At 48.5% G+C, this 17,157-nt stretch carries 15 protein-coding genes; 12 read left to right on the top strand and 3 right to left on the bottom strand.

What is annotated here, in order from left to right; all coding sequences use genetic code 11:
• Positions 1-38: 38 nt before the first annotated feature.
• Positions 39-1,082, bottom strand: coding sequence for an NADP(H)-dependent aldo-keto reductase (locus WJT86_RS00410; protein WP_346335516.1), 1,044 nt, complete (start codon positions 1,080-1,082; stop codon positions 39-41).
• Between the two features lie 37 nt (positions 1,083-1,119).
• Positions 1,120-1,773 carry an arylesterase gene (locus tag WJT86_RS00405; protein WP_407066884.1) on the bottom strand — a complete coding sequence of 218 codons (654 nt, stop codon included), beginning with the start codon at positions 1,771-1,773 and terminating at the stop codon, positions 1,120-1,122.
• 208 nt (positions 1,774-1,981) lie between these two features.
• On the opposite strand from WJT86_RS00405, the gene WJT86_RS00400 reads away from it, so the two are divergent.
• From WJT86_RS00400 to WJT86_RS00390, 3 genes are all read left to right on the top strand, one after another.
• Positions 1,982-2,713, top strand: coding sequence for an ABC transporter ATP-binding protein (locus WJT86_RS00400; RefSeq protein ID WP_346335515.1), 732 nt, complete (start codon positions 1,982-1,984; stop codon positions 2,711-2,713).
• Positions 2,714-2,723: 10 nt separating this feature from the next.
• Positions 2,724-5,279, top strand: coding sequence for an ABC transporter permease (locus tag WJT86_RS00395; RefSeq protein WP_346335514.1), 2,556 nt, complete (start codon positions 2,724-2,726; stop codon positions 5,277-5,279).
• Positions 5,280-5,440: 161 nt separating this feature from the next.
• Positions 5,441-6,226 carry a Bax inhibitor-1/YccA family protein gene (locus tag WJT86_RS00390; protein ID WP_346335513.1) on the top strand — a complete coding sequence of 262 codons (786 nt, stop codon included), beginning with the start codon at positions 5,441-5,443 and terminating at the stop codon, positions 6,224-6,226.
• A gap of 66 nt (positions 6,227-6,292) precedes the next feature.
• On the opposite strand, the gene WJT86_RS00385 is transcribed toward WJT86_RS00390, so the two are convergent.
• The gene (locus tag WJT86_RS00385) at positions 6,293-6,664 is read right to left on the bottom strand and encodes a DUF2794 domain-containing protein (RefSeq protein WP_346335512.1); all 372 of its coding nucleotides are present in this window, start codon (positions 6,662-6,664) and stop codon (positions 6,293-6,295) included.
• A gap of 410 nt (positions 6,665-7,074) precedes the next feature.
• Here WJT86_RS00385 and WJT86_RS00380 point away from each other — a divergent pair, with 410 nt between their 5' ends.
• The 9 genes from WJT86_RS00380 (at position 7,075) to WJT86_RS00340 (ending at position 17,125) form a co-directional block, all read left to right on the top strand.
• Positions 7,075-8,418, top strand: a complete 1,344-nt coding sequence (locus tag WJT86_RS00380) for an RsmB/NOP family class I SAM-dependent RNA methyltransferase (RefSeq protein WP_346335511.1) — start codon at positions 7,075-7,077, stop codon at positions 8,416-8,418.
• 120 nt (positions 8,419-8,538) lie between these two features.
• The gene (locus WJT86_RS00375) at positions 8,539-10,287 is read left to right on the top strand and encodes a heparinase II/III family protein (protein ID WP_346335510.1); all 1,749 of its coding nucleotides are present in this window, start codon (positions 8,539-8,541) and stop codon (positions 10,285-10,287) included.
• Positions 10,288-10,400: 113 nt separating this feature from the next.
• On the top strand, positions 10,401-11,993 hold the full coding sequence (purH, locus tag WJT86_RS00370; protein ID WP_346335509.1) for a bifunctional phosphoribosylaminoimidazolecarboxamide formyltransferase/IMP cyclohydrolase: 1,593 nt from the start codon (positions 10,401-10,403) through the stop codon (positions 11,991-11,993).
• An 84-nt stretch (positions 11,994-12,077) separates the two neighbouring features.
• Positions 12,078-12,296 carry a DUF1674 domain-containing protein gene (locus tag WJT86_RS00365; RefSeq protein ID WP_346335508.1) on the top strand — a complete coding sequence of 73 codons (219 nt, stop codon included), beginning with the start codon at positions 12,078-12,080 and terminating at the stop codon, positions 12,294-12,296.
• Positions 12,297-12,375: 79 nt separating this feature from the next.
• A complete protein-coding gene (locus tag WJT86_RS00360; protein WP_346335507.1) occupies positions 12,376-13,677 on the top strand; it encodes a class I SAM-dependent methyltransferase in 1,302 nt (433 codons plus the stop codon).
• Positions 13,678-13,690: 13 nt separating this feature from the next.
• Entirely contained in the window at positions 13,691-14,269 is a 579-nt protein-coding gene (locus WJT86_RS00355) for a cob(I)yrinic acid a,c-diamide adenosyltransferase (RefSeq protein ID WP_346335506.1), read from the top strand.
• A gap of 136 nt (positions 14,270-14,405) precedes the next feature.
• Positions 14,406-15,152, top strand: coding sequence for an electron transfer flavoprotein subunit beta/FixA family protein (locus WJT86_RS00350; RefSeq protein ID WP_346335505.1), 747 nt, complete (start codon positions 14,406-14,408; stop codon positions 15,150-15,152).
• A gap of 11 nt (positions 15,153-15,163) precedes the next feature.
• On the top strand, positions 15,164-16,108 hold the full coding sequence (locus tag WJT86_RS00345; protein ID WP_346335504.1) for an electron transfer flavoprotein subunit alpha/FixB family protein: 945 nt from the start codon (positions 15,164-15,166) through the stop codon (positions 16,106-16,108).
• Between the two features lie 135 nt (positions 16,109-16,243).
• The gene (locus WJT86_RS00340) at positions 16,244-17,125 is read left to right on the top strand and encodes a 3-hydroxybutyryl-CoA dehydrogenase (RefSeq protein WP_346335503.1); all 882 of its coding nucleotides are present in this window, start codon (positions 16,244-16,246) and stop codon (positions 17,123-17,125) included.
• The last annotated feature ends 32 nt before the right edge of the window (positions 17,126-17,157 follow it).

Below are 17,157 nucleotides of genomic sequence, written 5' to 3'. Positions count from 1 at the left end.
CTCGAGATATTTTCGATCCTGACGATAGTGTTAGATGCTTAAGGTGCCGGGTTGGAATGCAGCTGATGGATTGCGTTGATTTCAGTTTCAAGCTGTGGAGAGATTGTGACATTGATCGAAGCAATATCTGTCTTAAGCTGTTCCATTGTTGTGGCACCAATGATGTTTGATGTCACAAAGCTGCGCGATGTTACAAAGGCAAGAGCCATCTGGGACGGGTCCAGATCATATTTTTTTGCCAGAGCAATATATTTGGTGATGGCTTCTTCTGTCCCTGGTGTCTCGTAGCGTGAACCACGGTTGAAGAGGGTTGTGCGGGCACCTTCCGGCCGCGCTCCGTTAAGGTACTTGCCAGTGAGGTAGCCTTGAGCAAGTGGCGAGTAGGCCAGCAAACCAACGTCCTCACGCATGGCAATTTCAGCCAGAGCAACCTCAAAAGTCCGGTTAACGAGATTATAGGCATTCTGTATGGACTGAACGCGCGGAAGCTTAAGAGTTTCTGCCTTATGCAGGAAGCTCATGGTGCCCCATGCGCTTTCATTAGAAAGACCGATGTGGCGAATCTTGCCCTGTTTTACCAAATCATTGAGCGCATCAAGAGTCTCTTCAATTGGGGTTGATGGACTATCATCATGTTTGAAAACCGTTGGGTTTGAACCCCATGGCATTGCGCGATCCGGCCAGTGAAGCTGGTAGAGATCAATATAATCTGTCTGAAGACGTTTCAGGCTTTTGTCGATGGCTTCATTGATCTGGGCGCGATTTAACTTTGTCGGCTCACCGCTGTCTCTGAACCATGGGCTTGTGCCGCTCCCGACAACCTTTGAGGCGATAATGACTTTATCACGGTTATTACGGGCTTTGAGCCAGTTACCAATAATCCGTTCTGTGGAACCCTGTGTCTCAGCTTTGGGCGGAATGGAATAAAGCTCTGCGGTATCAAGAAAATTGATGCCCTGATCCAGAGCATAATCCATCTGCTCGTGACCTTCCGCTTCTGTATTCTGCTGACCCCATGTCATGGTACCAAGACAGATGGCACTGACCATGAGATCAGTTTTGCCTAGACGGCGATATTGCATGATTTGTCCTTGAATTTGATAGTTATGAAGGTTTTCGTTATCGTTTAGCTGCCTTAATCCTAGCTACAAAAGCTTCAACTGTTGGCAGAATATTTGTTACAATGACATTCACGCCTTCAGCTGTAGGGTGCATGCCATCCGGCTGATTGAGAGAAATGTTTCCTGCAACACCATCAAGAAAGAATGGATATAAAATCAGTTTGTATTCTTTCGACAGATCAGGAAAAATTGCACCAAACTGCTCGGCATAATCTTTTCCAAGATTAGGTGCTGAAGCCATACCGGTCAGCAGAACCTTGATTTTACGCTGATTTAGTGTCTGAATTATCGTCTCAAGGTTTTGTCGAGTAATAGTAGGTGAGATCCCACGCAGCATATCATTTGCGCCGAGTTCCAGAATAACGCCATCCGTGCCATCGGGTACTGACCAGGCTAGCCTTTCCAACCCTCCTTGCGTTGTATCACCTGAGACACCGGCATTCATGACTTCTACGTTATAGCCCTTATCCTGAAGAGCCTTCGTTAATACGGTCGGAAATGCATCACTCAGATTTAACCCATAGCCTGCTGTCAGGCTGTCTCCTAAAGCAACAATTTTAATTGTGCTTCCCTCTTCTGCGGCCATTACCGGCGTTTGTAAGCCCATCAGGACTGTGAGAAAAACAGTAAGCGCAGAAAGTAACTTTGGCATAATGGTCATACCCAACAGAAAAATTCGATCATTTCAATGCAGTCTTGAGCATCTCCTGATCTGATTGAATCTATGTCTGGTGTTTTGCTTGAATTTTCAAGCTGATTGCGAAATTTTTTGTATCAAGAAGAAAAAATAGTTTCTTACCTCGAAAAAAACATTGTTTGCTGCAATAAGAAATTAAGAACGCAAGTTATCTGGAAAATATATGACTTCTAAAGCTGTTGAATTAAGCCATATTGATCTGCATCTTGGGCAGGGTGCTGCACGGGTTCATGTGCTCAAAGATGTTTCGCTGGCTATTAAAGCAGGTGAGATTGTTGGCCTTGTCGGGCCATCAGGTTCGGGCAAATCAACACTTCTCATGACAATCGCCGGGCTTGAACAGCCTGATGTCGGTGAGGTGAAGGTTGATGGAACGGTGCTTTCTGATCTTGATGAAGATGAACTGGCGCAGTTTCGTGGCCAGAAAATTGGTATTGTTTTTCAGTCTTTCCATTTGATTCCGACAATGACGGCACTTGAGAATGTGGCATTGCCATTAGAACTTGCCGGTAAGAAAGATGCTTTTGAGCTGGCCGCCAGAGAGCTGGAACTCGTTGGGCTTGGTCACAGACTTGATCACTACCCGGTTCAGTTGTCTGGCGGAGAGCAGCAGCGTGTTGCGATTGCCCGGGCCATTGCGCCGCAACCAAGCCTTTTGGTTGCTGATGAACCAACGGGTAATCTCGATGACACAAACGGTCAGGCCATTGTTGAGCTTTTGTTCTCCCTCAAGCGGGAACGGGGTACAACGCTTGTTCTGGTAACCCACGATAATACGCTGGCTGAAAAATGTGATCGGGTTATTCGTGTGCGCTCGGGTATTATTGAAGCTGATGAGCGTCAGGATACTGCATTGCCTTTGAAACAGGATATCCGTAAGGGTGCATCGGTTTGAGGCTTGCATAATGAATAATGATATTCGCTCTTCGGGCCTGTTTTCTCCGTCTCTTATCTTAAAGCTGATGCTCCGGGAACTGCGTTCCGGTTTGGCAGGATTTGGTATTTTTCTGGGATGTCTGGCACTTGGTGTTGGTGCCATTGCCTCTGTTGGTTCAACCTCGCGCGCATTGAATGATGGATTGAGTCAGGCTGGTTCTCGTATTCTTGGTGGAGATATGAGTTTCAGCCAGATGCAGCGGGAAATCTCGGATAAACAGCGTGTGGAACTGGAGCGTCTTGGGCCGGTTTCATCAATTGCTATTTTACGTACGATGGCTCGTTCTGGTGATGAGGTGGCTCTCGTCGAAATTAAGGCTGTCGATGAGCAATATCCAGTGGTTGGTGATATTGAGGTAGAGCCTTCCTTAAGTTTACCGGAAATATTCCGGTCTCAGAATGGTATTCATGGCATTGCCGCAGATACGGTTTTGTTCGATCGCCTTGGACTAAAACCCGGCGATCAGATTAAAATCGGAGATATCACTCTGGAATTGCGGGCGAAGCTTTTGTCCGAGCCAGATAAGCTGGGAGCCGGTATTGGTTTTGGCCCACGCGTGCTGATGTCGCAGGAAGCACTTCGTGCAAGTGGGTTGTTGCAACCGGGTTCTCTTGTCCGCTGGACCTATCGTTTAAGCCTTGCCCGGTTAAATGTGCCAGAAGCAAAAGCTGCTATTGAAAATGCGCTGCCCGATATGGGGTGGGATGTCCGGACGAAAGACCGGGCTGACCCGCGCTTTGCGCAGGAGGTTGAACGCTTCTCGCAGTTTCTGACGCTGGTTGGACTGACCGCATTGCTGGTTGGTGGTGTTGGTGTGGCAAATGCCGTGAGATCTTATGTTGATCGCAAGCGCACCTCTTTTGCCGTTCTGAAAAGTATCGGTGCATCAGGTGGTCTGGCTGTTACGATTTATTTTGTAACGATTTTTGCAATTGCATGTATTGGTGTCCTGATTGGATGTCTGGTTGGTATTACGCTACCGTTTGCCATTGCCTATCTGTTTGGTGACATGCTGCCCGTGCCTTTGGAACCTGCCATTGCCTGGAGTGAGCTGTTTCTTGCGGTTTGTTATGGACTTTTGACAGCTGTGGTCTTTGCGATTGCTCCGCTTGGCAGAATGCATGATACGCCTGTAACCTCTCTGTTCCGGGAAGAAATTACGCCGACCCATTCCCGATTGCGTAAACGTTATTGGGTTATTCTGGCAGTAAGCATTGTGACCCTGCTTATGATTGCAGTCATTACGGCCTATGACAGAAAAGTTGCGCTTATCTTTATTGGGGCCGCTTTGTTTGCCTTTATTGTATTACGTGCTGTCGCCATTGGAACGATGGCGATTGCCCGTCGGATGCCAAGATCAAAATACCCGGTACTTAGGCTCGCAATGGCTAATATATATCGGCCCGGTGCGCTTACACCTTCACTGGTTCTGTCATTGGGGCTTGGTTTAAGTCTTCTGGTGACGCTTGGAGTGGTTGATAGCAATCTGCGGAATGAATTGACGCGTGTGTTACCTGAAAAGGCACCCAGTTTTTTCTTTCTGGATATTCCGGCAGCCCGCGTTTCTGAATTTGATCAGCTTTTGAACAAACTCCAGCCAGATATCCATATTGAGCGTGTTCCGAACATGCGGGGGCGTATTGTTCAGATTAAGGACAAGCCAACAAGCGCGATTACAGCACCACCTGAAGCTTCATGGGTTCTGGAAGGGGATCGTGGGATTACCTACTCAGCAAAAATTCCGGATGGATCTGAATTGACAGAAGGGACATGGTGGCCGGAAGACTATAAAGGTAAGCCACTGGTCTCTTTTGAAGAGAAAGTTGCGAGTGCTTTGGGCTTAAAGATTGGTGATGACATAACCGTTAATGTGCTTGGGCGGAATATTACTGCAACAATTGCCAATCTGCGGGCTGTAAACTGGCGTTCATTGGGTATCAATTTCGTTATGGTTTTCTCACCAAATACTTTTACTGGTGCGCCTCATACCGAACTTGCAACAGCATCTTTGCCTGATAATACCGGGAAGATGGCTCAGGAAGCTGTTATTTTACGACAGGTTGCCCGGGAGTTCCCATCCGTGACGACTGTACGGGTGAAGGATCAGCTTGATGCTTTCAGCAGTCTTATCGGGCAGCTTCTGTTTGCGGTTCGCGGTGTGAGCCTTGTAGCCTTGGCTGCAAGCCTTCTTGTGCTTGCGGGTGCCTTTGCAGCAAATCAGCGTGCCCGGCTTTATGATGCCGTTATCCTGAAAACACTTGGTGCCACCAGAAAGCGTCTGATCAGTATATATCTGCTGGAGTATGGCTTCCTTGCAATTCTGACAGCTGTTTTTGGGCTGATTGTCGGAACTCTGGCAGCTTACTTTATTCTGACCCAGACAATGAAGCTGAGCTTTGCCTTTCTTTTGGGTGGAACGCTTTTAACAGTTGTTATTGCTGTCATATTCGTTGTTATTCTAGGTCTTTCCGGAACCTGGAGTATTCTTAAACAGAAGCCGGCTGCGGTTCTCAAGGAATTGTGAACGGTTTCTCGTGTAATAAAATTCTTTGAATGGATGGAAGGTCTTGCGAAAAGCTGATTGACACATCATATTCAATGAGAAGTGTGAATTGTTCACACGAGAGGTCGGTAGCGCATCCCTCTCTTTGAAAGATGCGCGGAGCCACTTAGGGGACTCCTTATATGCAACAGTTTGAACAGAACCGCCATGCGATCAACGCCGGTGCTGTCCGTTCCGAAGCCCAGATTGATCAGGGTCTGCGCACCTTTATGCTTGGCGTGTACAACCATATGGTTCTTGGTCTGGCGATTTCCGCACTTGTCGCTCTCGGCATTAACAAGCTTGCAATTGCTTCATCTGCTGATCAGGCTGTTGCACGGATTGGCCAGAGCGTTTACCTCACAGCGTTCGGTAAAGCTCTTTATGGCTCACCGCTGATGTGGCTGGTTGCTCTCGCACCATTGGCCTTTATTTTCTTCTTCAGTTTCCGTTTTGATCGGATGTCATCTTCAGCTGCGCGCACGACTTTCCTTGTGTTCTCGGCTGTTATGGGTGCATCCCTGTCTACGCTTCTGATCCGTTACACGGGTGCAAGCGTTGTACAGGTTTTCTTCATTACGGCTGCCGCCTTTGGTTCTCTGAGCCTGTGGGGATATACAACCAACCGTAGTCTTTCAGGCATTGGTTCGTTCCTTATCATGGGTCTCATTGGCATTATCCTTGCTTCAATCGTCAATATCTTTGTCGGTTCAAGCTTTCTGCAGATGGGTATTTCGGTTCTTGGTGTTCTGATCTTCGCAGGTCTTACTGCTTATGACACCCAGAAGCTGAAAGAGATGTATCTCTATGGTAACTTCGATCAGGAAGCTGCTGCCAAGATTTCGGTCTATGGTGCATTGAACCTGTATCTCGACTTTATCAATATGTTCCAGTACCTGCTGTATCTGGTCGGTAACCGGAATAACTGATGAGCGATTTTATATCGTAAATGAAACCCCGGTGGAGACGCCGGGGTTTTCTTTTGAGATCAGCTCTTAAATATCGACAATGCGGACTGGTTTTTCCAGTATTGAGAGAACACGAACGAGCTCAATACCGCGTTTTAATATCTGTCCGCTTTGGGCTATAACTGCGTACATACCCTGCTTTCGAGCTAGCCGAGGGTCTTTGACAATCTTATACAGCGGATACTCAGAGGTTCTCCGGAAGACGGCAAAAACAGCCTGATGTCTGTCAAAGTCAATCGCATAATCCCGCCATTCACCCAGAGCGACCTTGCGCCCATAGACATTGAGAATGGCCTGCAACTCCTGACGGTCAAAGGAAACTTTTGACTCAATTTTAGGGAACTGCACGATATGCGTTTTATCAGGCACCCCATACTTGTTATTGTGACTTTCGTTCATCAGGTATTCCGTCTGCTGCCTGGGTCGATTGACCCCACAGCTATAGAAGCAGATTTAACTAATATATAACAGATTTTTATAGAAATCGCGTTTTAATCAGCAAATAAAAATATTTCACATTTCTGCCGCAATTGCGCCCTTCACCGGCCAAAGTTACTTATCATAAATGTACTGTTGCCCTGATAGCCATGTGGTTATCTGTCTAAGATAATTAGCCCCCCCAGCCATCTTGGATAGCCCACATATTCCCTTTTAGTCGTCAGGCATTGGCCGTCTATCTTTCCCCCCAGATAGACGGCCTTTCATTTTTTACCAACAAATTAGAAAATGAGGTTTCTGGTTGCTTCTGCTACAGAAACTCACTAGGCATTCAGCATATCAGTTTGATTTTGCAATAAACCGGAATAGATATGAAACCAATGCACAAGAAATCGAATTCCGGTTCGGATAAAAATCTCAAGAATATTGCCGGCTTTGCAACGAGAGAAGTTGCAGCGGATGCATTTCTGCAGGTCCTGAAAAGCCGGGCAACGCTTGAAGACGTGCTTGAGCCACTTAAGCGTGAAGCTGGTCTTGATGACCGTGATTCTGCGCTGGCAAAGGCGATTGCGACAACAGCTTTACGCCGTTATGGCAGCCTGAAGCATTTCATCTATCAACGGCTTGACCAGAAGCATCTTGCATTTGCGCGTCTTGAGGCAATCCTCATTACGGCTGCAGCTCAGATACTGCACATGGATGTTCCTGACAGGGCGGCTGTTGATCTGGCTGTCCGTCTGGCGCGGGCCGATAAAACATTGCGTGGTTTCTCAGGGCTAACCAATGCGGTTTTGCGGCGTATTGCCAAGGAGCGCAACGAGATTGCCGAGCAGGATGACCCGCTTCTGGATGTGCCACAATGGCTGCAGGAAAGATGGCTTCGTTTTTACGGAGCTGAGAAACTACAGGCTATTGCTGCTGGGCATCGTGCTGGAGCATCTGTCGATATCTCCGTCAAATCAGATGCTGCAGGCTGGGCAAAGCGTCTTGATGCAAGCCAGCTTGTTACCGGTAGCCTGCGACTAGGCCATAAAACAGCTGTTACCGAGCTTGAGGGTTTTCAGGAAGGTGAATGGTGGATTCAGGATGCTGCGGCTGCTCTACCCGTCAGGCTTCTTGCCCCGGTTCAGGGTGAACGTATCGCTGATTTATGTGCCGCTCCTGGTGGCAAGACGGCCCAGATTGCAGCAACAGGTGCAGAAGTTATTGCGATAGATCGTTCAGCACCGCGCCTGAAACGTCTGCGTGAAAACATGGATAGATTGGGATTTCAGGTTGATGTCCGCGTGAAGGATATCCTCAATCTGGAAGATGAAACCTTTGATGCCATTTTGCTGGATGCACCATGTTCTGCAACCGGTACACTCCGCCGTCATCCTGAAATTGCCTGGACGAAGGCTGAAGATGATATTGCCAAACTTGTTGAGCTACAGGGAAAGCTGCTTGAGAAATCTGCAGGTATGCTCAAGGTTGGCGGCCGTCTGATTTATTGCACCTGTTCACTTGAAGCAGAAGAAGGTGAGAACAGAATTGAGGCTTTTCTGGCAGCGAATAGAAATTTTAAACGTATTCCTGTTACACCAGAAGAAATCAGTCTGCCGGATGCCGTTAATGCAAATGGAGATATGAGAACACTGCCGTATATGGATGTGGGTGAAAATCTTAAGGGCCTTGATGGCTTCTTTGCAGCACGGTTACAGAAAGTGGCTGAATAGAGTTTATATTTTCCTGTGCACCTTTAAATCTAAGTATGCCAGTTTGTTTGAGAATATTTTGAAACAAAGTGATAATAAGCCAAATCCTTTGAGAATTCAGAGGCTTTTTAAGGAGGCTGAGTGAGCGAAAGGCTGGGACATCGACGGGTTATTCAACTGGCTATTCGTGAAGCCGGAAGGGCTTGTCGTGCCGTCTGTCTGAATACTTTTGCCCGTTTGTCGCTCAAAAAACAGTCTCCCTCACGTCTGCTTTTTGCACCTCAGGATCTGCGTACGGGTGATGCGACGATTGCCAGTGATATCTACTCTGGTTTCTTTGTCTTCTCCGGCCGTGCTGTCACGACATCGGGCCGCTCTCCTTTTGAGTATGAACCTCCAACAGAGGCCTGGGGTGAGGCACTCTACAGTTTTGGCTGGCTGCGCCATCTGCGGGCTGCGAATACGGCATTAGCACAGGCTAATGCACGTGCTCTGGTTGATGACTTTCTCAATCAGTCGGCTGATTTACCGAAGATTTCCAATCGGACGGATGTTAAAGCGCGGCGCCTGATGGCATTTATCTGTCAGTCTCCTCTGTTACTTGAAGGAGCTGACCGCGGTTTTTATCAGCGTTTCCTGAAGGCGATTGGCCGGACGGTTCGTGAGCTGGAGCGGGATGCACGCTCATTCCAGTCTGCCCGTTTTCGCCTGATCGCAGCCATTGCCTGCTGTTATGCCGGTTTATGCTCTGAAGGGCTTGAATTACAACTTCAGAAGACGACACGCATTCTGCTGAAAGAGCTGGATGAGCAGATTTTCCCGGATGGCGGCCATATCAGTCGTAATCCATCTCTGTTGATTGAGTATCTGTTCTATCTCCTGCCTTTGCGACAGCTGTTTTCCAGTCGGGGTGTCGATATGCCACCAGCTCTGATTGGAGCCATAGACCGTATGATTCCCATGATCCGTATGTTGCGGCATGGGGATGGTAATGTAGCCCGCTTTAATGGCATGGCGACAACCGATGCGGATTATCTTGCAACTCTTCTGCTGTATGATGAGGTTCGGGCAAAACCGATCTTGCATGCACCTCATTCTGGCTATGAGCGACTTGAAGCGGGCAGGATGGTTATTCTCGTTGATGCTGGTAAGGCCCCGCCTTTTGAGCACTCAACGGAGACGACAGCAGGGACGCTTTCCTTTGAAATGTCTTATGGCGAGCAGCAGATTGTTGTAAACTGCGGCTCTCCTTACTATGCAAAGCCTGATGTTCGTCAGGCTGCCCGCACCACTGCCGCCCATAGTGCCGCATCAATTGATCGTGCTTCAACGATGACGTTCCTGACTATCAGTGGCAAGGGCATCATACGTTGGCTATCAGAATGGCTTGTCGGGAGACTGGGCTGTATTGTCCTCTCGGGGCCTGCTCGCGTTCAGTGTGAGCGTGGCAACTGGAATAACGGGACGATGCTCAGTGCCAGCCATGATGGGTTTTCACGTGGCTTTGGCGTCAGTCATGAGCGTCGCTGGTTTGTTTCTGAAGATGGCTTGCGCATAAATGGCGAAGACGTGTTTCAGGGGGCTGTCGGTAGCAATGAAGTCACGCTTCGCTTCCATCTCGCACCTACTGTCCGGGCAGCAAAGGCTGAGCAGAGTGATGCCATTATTTTAGCCATGCCTGATGGTGATCTATGGCAGTTTGATGCCAGCCCTGCGGCCCGTATTGAAGACAGTGTTTTCTTTGCTTCGTCGCTAGGGGCCAAAAAAACGCTTCAGCTGGTTGTTTCATTCAGACTGAATGAAGCAAATACGGTTCGGTGGCGGTTTTTCCGAATTGGTTCTTCTGGTCTGGAGAATAATGAGCAGGTCGCTCAATCTGATAATCAGTAATTATTTGCGGGGCTATTTGACTATTTAGTTCATATAGCCCCGGCTTTAATTTAGATGATAAAGCAGTCATGATGGCGAAGCTGTCAGCCAGACAATAACTTTAGGGATTGATTATGCACAACGGTGTCAAACAGATTCGGCGAGCACTTATTTCAGTTTCAGATAAAGCGGGACTGATTGAATTTGCACGTGAGTTGGTGGGTCTTGGAGTTGAGCTTCTCTCAACCGGTGGCACCTGTAAGTCCCTGAAAGATGCAAATCTGCCAGTTCGGGATGTCTCTGAAGTAACAGGTTTTCCTGAAATGATGGATGGCCGCGTCAAGACATTGCACCCAAAAGTTCATGGTGGTCTTTTGGCAATCAGGGATAATGCCGAACATCGTAAAGCCATGGAAGAGCACGGCATTGGTGCGATTGATCTGCTTGTCGTCAATCTTTATCCGTTTGAAGCGACTGTTGCAGCCTCAAAGCCTTATGATGACTGTGTCGAGAATATTGATATCGGTGGCCCGGCCATGATCCGTGCCGCAGCCAAAAATCATGATGATGTGGCCGTTGTTGTTGATGTTGCAGATTATGCGCATGTTCTCGAAGGTATGAAGGAGCATGCTGGCGGCCTGACACTGGCTGCGCGCAGGAAACTGGCCCAGAAGGCCTATGCTCGGACAGCTGCCTATGATGCTGCCATTTCAAACTGGCTGGCTGGTGAGTTATCTATCGAAACACCTGTTTACCGGGCCATTGGCGGTGTTCTCTCCGAGTCGATGCGTTACGGCGAGAACCCGCACCAGAGTGCTGCATTCTACAAAACCCCTGAACTGCGTCCCGGTGTTTCAACGGCGCGCCAGCTTCAGGGTAAACAGCTCTCTTATAACAACATCAATGATACGGATGCCGCTTTTGAAGCTGTTGCTGAATTTGATCCAGCCCGGACAGCTGCCGTTGCCATTATCAAACATGCCAATCCATGTGGTGTCGCTGAAGGTGCAACACTTGTTGAAGCTTATGAGAAAGCACTTCGTTGTGATCAGACATCTGCATTTGGTGGCATTGTTGCCCTGAACCGAACATTGGATGCAGAGGCTGCCCGAAAGATTGTAGAAATCTTCACCGAGGTCATCATTGCGCCGGGTGCAACGCCTGAGGCTGCTGATATTATCGCTTCCAAGAAAAACCTGCGTTTGCTCGTAACTGGGGGTTTGCCAGATCCTCGTGCAACAGGACTTGTTGTCCGTACTGTCTCCGGGGGCTTCCTTGCGCAGGCGAGGGATAACGCTGTTGTTGATGATATGGAACTTAAAGTTGTAACAAAGCGCGCTCCATCTCCACAGGAGCTTTCGGATCTGGCATTTGCCTTCCGTGTAGCCAAGCATGTGAAATCGAATGCGATTGTTTATGCTAAAGATGGTGCAACGGTTGGTATTGGTGCAGGCCAGATGAGCCGGGTTGATTCATCCCGTATTGCGGCATGGAAAGCTGCGGAGGCTGCAAAGGCTGCAGGTTTGCCTGAAAGCCTGGCTATCGGATCTGTTGTTGCATCTGATGCTTTCTTCCCATTCGCAGATGGGCTTCTTGCAGCAGCAGCGGCTGGTGCTACAGCCGTTATTCAGCCGGGCGGGTCAATGCGTGATGCCGATGTCATTGCTGCCGCTGATGAAGCAGGTCTGGCAATGGTCTTCACCGGTCATAGACACTTCCGTCATTGATTGATTATTCAGGTGTGCTACCGATAAGATATTCTGCCAGCCTTTTATTGGCCGACAGATTTCTAATTGGAAAGGATTAAGAGCATGACAGATCAAAATGCCAAATCCGACATGGAAGAAGCTCCGAAGAAGCAGCTCTCACCAGCCGCTCAAAGAGCACTTGCCGAGGCTGCGGAACGGCGTGCTAAGATTGATGCTTATGCTGCTGAACTTGCCAAACAGAAAGAAACGGATGGCCGTGGCGGGCTTGAGCCCGTGCGCTATGGTGACTGGGAAATTAAAGGTATCGCCGTCGATTTTTAATTGGCCTCTCACCACGACTAAAGAATTTTAAGGTAGTCTGCCATTATAATAAAAGCGGCAGATGATTGAGGAGTTTCTCTTGACCAAGGCAGAAAAACGTCTGGCTGTTTTCAGGTCAGTACTTGAAGATGCGCATAAAAAACTGGCGCTTGAATTCGGTTTTGAACTCTGGGATGGGTCAACAGTCCCGGCTGACCTGCCTCAGGATGCTCTACGGATTGTTGTTGCAGATGAGGGCGTTATTGCTTCTCTGGTTCGCAAACCATCGCTTGATCGGGCCGTTAATGCCTATGTTTCAGGCCGCCTTGATATCAAAAATGGAACAATCTTTGATATTGCTGCCAAACGTCCGCAAGGCAAGATGGGCAAGGTGATACGTTCACTTGGAAAGTGGCGTATCCTGAATATGATTCTCAAGTTCCGTTTTGCACCTGTTGATGCACCAACACCTCTTTCAAATATCAAGGGTGACGGTACGAACCGTGATGGTACATCAGAGACGAACCGTGAGAACATCAAGTATCACTACGATGTCTCCAATGATTTTTATAAGCTCTTCCTTGATCCGGAAATGGTTTATACCTGTGCCTACTTCACGGAATGGCATGATGATCTGGCACGTGCCCAGCGTGATAAGCTGGACATGATCTGTCGCAAGCTACGGTTGAAACCCGGTGATCGTTTACTGGATATTGGCTGTGGTTGGGGAGCACTCATTTGTCATGCGGCTCAGCATTACGGAGTTGAAGCGGTTGGTGTGACACAGGCTGGTGAACAGGCCCGGCTGGCTCAGGAAAAGATTGAGCGCCTTGGGTTGCAGGATAAAGTTAAAATCGTCTTCCAGGATTATACTGAGATGGAAGGCCAATTTGATAAAATCTCTTCCATTGGCATGTTCGAGCATGTCGGTATTAAAAACCACCAGACGTATTTTCAGGCCGTCAATCGTTTGTTGAAGCCTCGCGGGCTTTATCTGCATCATTGTATCCACCGCCGTGCCAAGAAGCGGGATAAGGATTTCAAGAAGCTGAAGCCTGAGTACAAGGCATTGATCCGTTACATTTTCCCGGGTGGGGAACTGGATCATCTTGGAATGTCGATTGCCAATCTTGAACGCAATGGTTTTGAGGTTCATGATGTTGAGGCATGGCGTGAACATTACCAGCGGACCTGCCGTTTATGGTTTGAGAACCTAAACGGCAATCAGGAGGCCGCTATCAAGGAAGTTGGTGAAGAGAAGACCCGTATGTGGCTGCTCTATCTTGCCGGCTGTTCTCTTGCCTTTGAGCGAAGTGCGGTTGGCGTATGCCAGACACTGGTCTCAAAGCGAACACGCGGCCCGTCCGGACTGCCACCTACGCGCGCTGATCTGTATAGCTGATCTGGAGAGAGTTATGGTTACCCTTACACGCATTTATACCCGTACTGGTGATAAAGGTACGACGGCATTAAGTAATGGTGAGCGGCGACCAAAATATGATCTGCGTATTGAAGCTTATGGTACCGTCGATGAAGTGAATGCCTGTATTGGCCTTGCCCGCCAGTACAGTCCTTCTATCCCTGCTATGGATGTGATGCTGCAGCGTATCCAGAATGATCTTTTTGATCTGGGGGCAGATCTTGCAACACCTGATCGCGGTAAACCACTTCCCTATGAACCCTTGCGGATTATTCAGAAACAGGTTGATCGGCTGGAAACAGAAATGGATGAGCTTAATAGTGAGCTGGAGCCATTACGTTCCTTTGTTTTGCCTGGCGGATCGGCACTGGCCAGTAACTTGCATCTGGCTCGGACAGTATGTCGGCGTGCGGAGCGTTTAGCGGTCAGACTGTTCGATGAGCCAGAAGAGCCCGTTTCGGAAGAGGTTGTCCGTTATTTGAACCGCTTATCAGATTTCCTGTTTGTTGCCGCACGTTATGCAAATCTGAAGGCAGATGGTGATATTCTTTGGGTTCCGGGCCAGAACAGATAGTTTTTTTAGCAAGATATTCCAATAATCCGAGACTGTTAAACGAAGTGTCCGTTGACAAAAGTCGATGGGCCTCGTTACTTTCGCAGCGCAGCGAAATTCAGAATGAAGAGCCGAATAGGCTAGGAGGCGCAGCGATATGAAAGTTTTAGTTCCGGTCAAACGTGTTGTCGATTCGAATGTGAGAATACGCGTTCGCGCCGATGGTAGTGGTGTTGAGCTGACCAATGTCAAAATGGCAATGAACCCATTTGACGAGGTTGCCGTTGAAGAAGCTCTTCGCATGAAGGAAGCCGGCAAGGTTTCCGAAATTGTTATCGTCTCTATCGGTCCGGCGGCTGCCACTGATACAATCCGCACTGGTCTTGCAATGGGTGCAGATCGTGGAATTCTGATTAAGACAGATCAGAATGTAGAGCCTCTGGCAGTGGCTAAACTACTCCAGAAAGTTATTGATGAAGAGAAGCCACAGCTTGTTCTTATGGGCAAGCAGGCAATTGACGATGACTACAACCAGACAGGCCAGATGCTGGCTGCTCTGACGTCTCTGCCACAGGGAACTTTTGCGTCAAAGATTGAGCTGAATGGCGATTCTGTTGATGTTGCCCGTGAAATTGATGGCGGTATCCAGACCGTACAGCTTAAGCTCCCGGCAATTGTAACGGTTGATCTGCATCTCAATGAACCACGCTATGCATCGCTTCCAAACATCATGAAGGCAAAGAAGAAGCCGCTTGATGAGAAGACACCGGAAGCATATGGCGTCGATATTTCACCACGCGTGAAGATTTTGAAAACTTCTGAGCCTGCAGCCCGTACAGCTGGTATCAAGGTTGCCAATGCGGCGGAACTTGTTGCCAAACTCAAAGAAGCTGGCGTGATTTAAGGGGAAGAATGATGACAACACTTCTAATTGCAGACCACAATAAATCCGCCCTTAAAGATGCAACCGCAAAGGCTTTGACAGCAGCCCGTGAGCTTGGTGCTCCGGTGCATGTTCTTATTGCTGGTTCTGATTCCAAGGGCGCTGCGGATGAAGCAGCCAAGCTCGAAGGTGTCGAAAAGGTACTTTACTGCGATTCCGCAGTTTATGACCATGCTCTGGCTGAGCCGCTGGCTGATCTGATTATATCGCTTGCGGGTAGCTATGATGCGCTTGTCGCTCCAGCAACAAGCGTTGGTAAAAACGTTATGCCGCGCGTTGCAGCCCTGCTTGACGTGATGCAGCTTTCTGACATCAGCAAGGTTATCTCTGCTGATACGTTTGAGCGCCCGATTTATGCAGGTAATGCTGTCCAGACTGTTCAGGCAACCGATGCCAAGAAGGTTCTGACTGTTCGCACAACAGCTTTTGCTGCAACAGGTGCCGGTGGCGGTGCGTCAGTTGAGACGGTTGCTGGAAAAGATGATCCGAAGCTGTCCCAGTTCAAAGGCGAAGAGATCGTCAAGAGTGAACGGCCTGAACTGGCTTCAGCCAAGGTTGTCATTTCGGGCGGCCGTTCGCTTGCTTCCAAGGAAAACTTTGAGAAGTACATTGAACCTGTTGCCAACCGTCTTGGTGCTGCAATTGGTGCCTCCCGTGCAGCTGTTGATGCCGGCTATGCCCCGAATGATTGGCAGGTTGGTCAGACCGGTAAGGTTGTTGCTCCGGAACTCTACATTGCAGTAGGTATTTCAGGCGCTATTCAGCACTTGGCTGGTATGAAGGATTCCAAGGTCATTGTTGCTATCAACAAGGATGAGGAAGCCCCAATCTTCCAGGTTGCGGATTATGGCATTGTTGGTGATCTCTTTACTGTTCTGCCTGAGCTTGATCAGGAACTAGCCAAAATCGGTAAATAATTAAGACTGGCAAATTAAAGCAATAGCCAGAGTGGGCAAATAAGCTTACTCTGGCTGACAAATGGCATTTCCCGCCTTACTCCTACGCCCCTTGCGGGAGCTTCTCTTGAGTAAGCGGATCGCACGGAGGGGTTCATGAGTATAGAAATCAAAACAGTTGGTGTGATTGGCGCTGGTCAGATGGGCTCCGGTATTGCCCATGTCAGTGCACTGTCTGGCTTTACAGTTTATTTAAATGATATCAGCGAAGACCGTATCAACAGTGGTCTTGCCTCAATCAATGGCAATATGTCCCGTCAGGTCTCAAAAGGTCTGATCACTGAGGCTGATAAGACTGCCGCTTTGGCACGTATCAAGCCGGCTGCAGGCTACAAAGATCTCAAGGATTGTGACCTTGTGATTGAGGCTGCAACCGAGAATGAAGCAATCAAGCGTCAGATCCTGGTAGAAGTCTGTACGCATCTGCGCCCGGATGCGCTGGTTGCAAGTAATACATCTTCAATTTCAATTACGCGTCTTGGTGCTGCAACGGATCGTCCAGAAAAGTTCCTTGGTATTCATTTCATGAATCCGGTTCCAATCATGCAGCTGGTTGAAATGATCCGCGGCATTGCAACATCGGATGAGACTTTTAAGTCTGCGATGGCTTATGTTGATAAGCTCGGTAAGACAACAACTGTTTCTGAAGATTTTCCGGCATTTATCGTCAATCGTATTCTGATGCCAATGATCAATGAAGCAATCTATACCCTGCACGAGGGTATTGGTACGGTTCATGATATTGATACGGGCATGAAGCTTGGTGCTAACCACCCGATGGGGCCATTGCAGCTTGCAGACTTCATTGGTCTGGATACCTGTCTTTCGATCATGCAGGTCCTGCATGAAGGACTGGCAGATTCAAAATACCGCCCCTGCCCACTGTTAGTGAAATATGTCGAAGCTGGCTGGCTTGGTCGTAAAACCAAGCGCGGTTTCTATGATTATCGTGGTGAGACACCAGTTCCCACACGGTAATCATCTAGATAATTATAATATTCATAGTCCCG

The sequence above is a fragment of the Hohaiivirga grylli genome, assembly GCF_039655745.1.
Taxonomy (GTDB): Bacteria; Pseudomonadota; Alphaproteobacteria; order Rhizobiales; family Beijerinckiaceae; genus Hohaiivirga; species Hohaiivirga grylli.
This window is presented reverse-complemented; position numbering and strand designations above follow the sequence as displayed.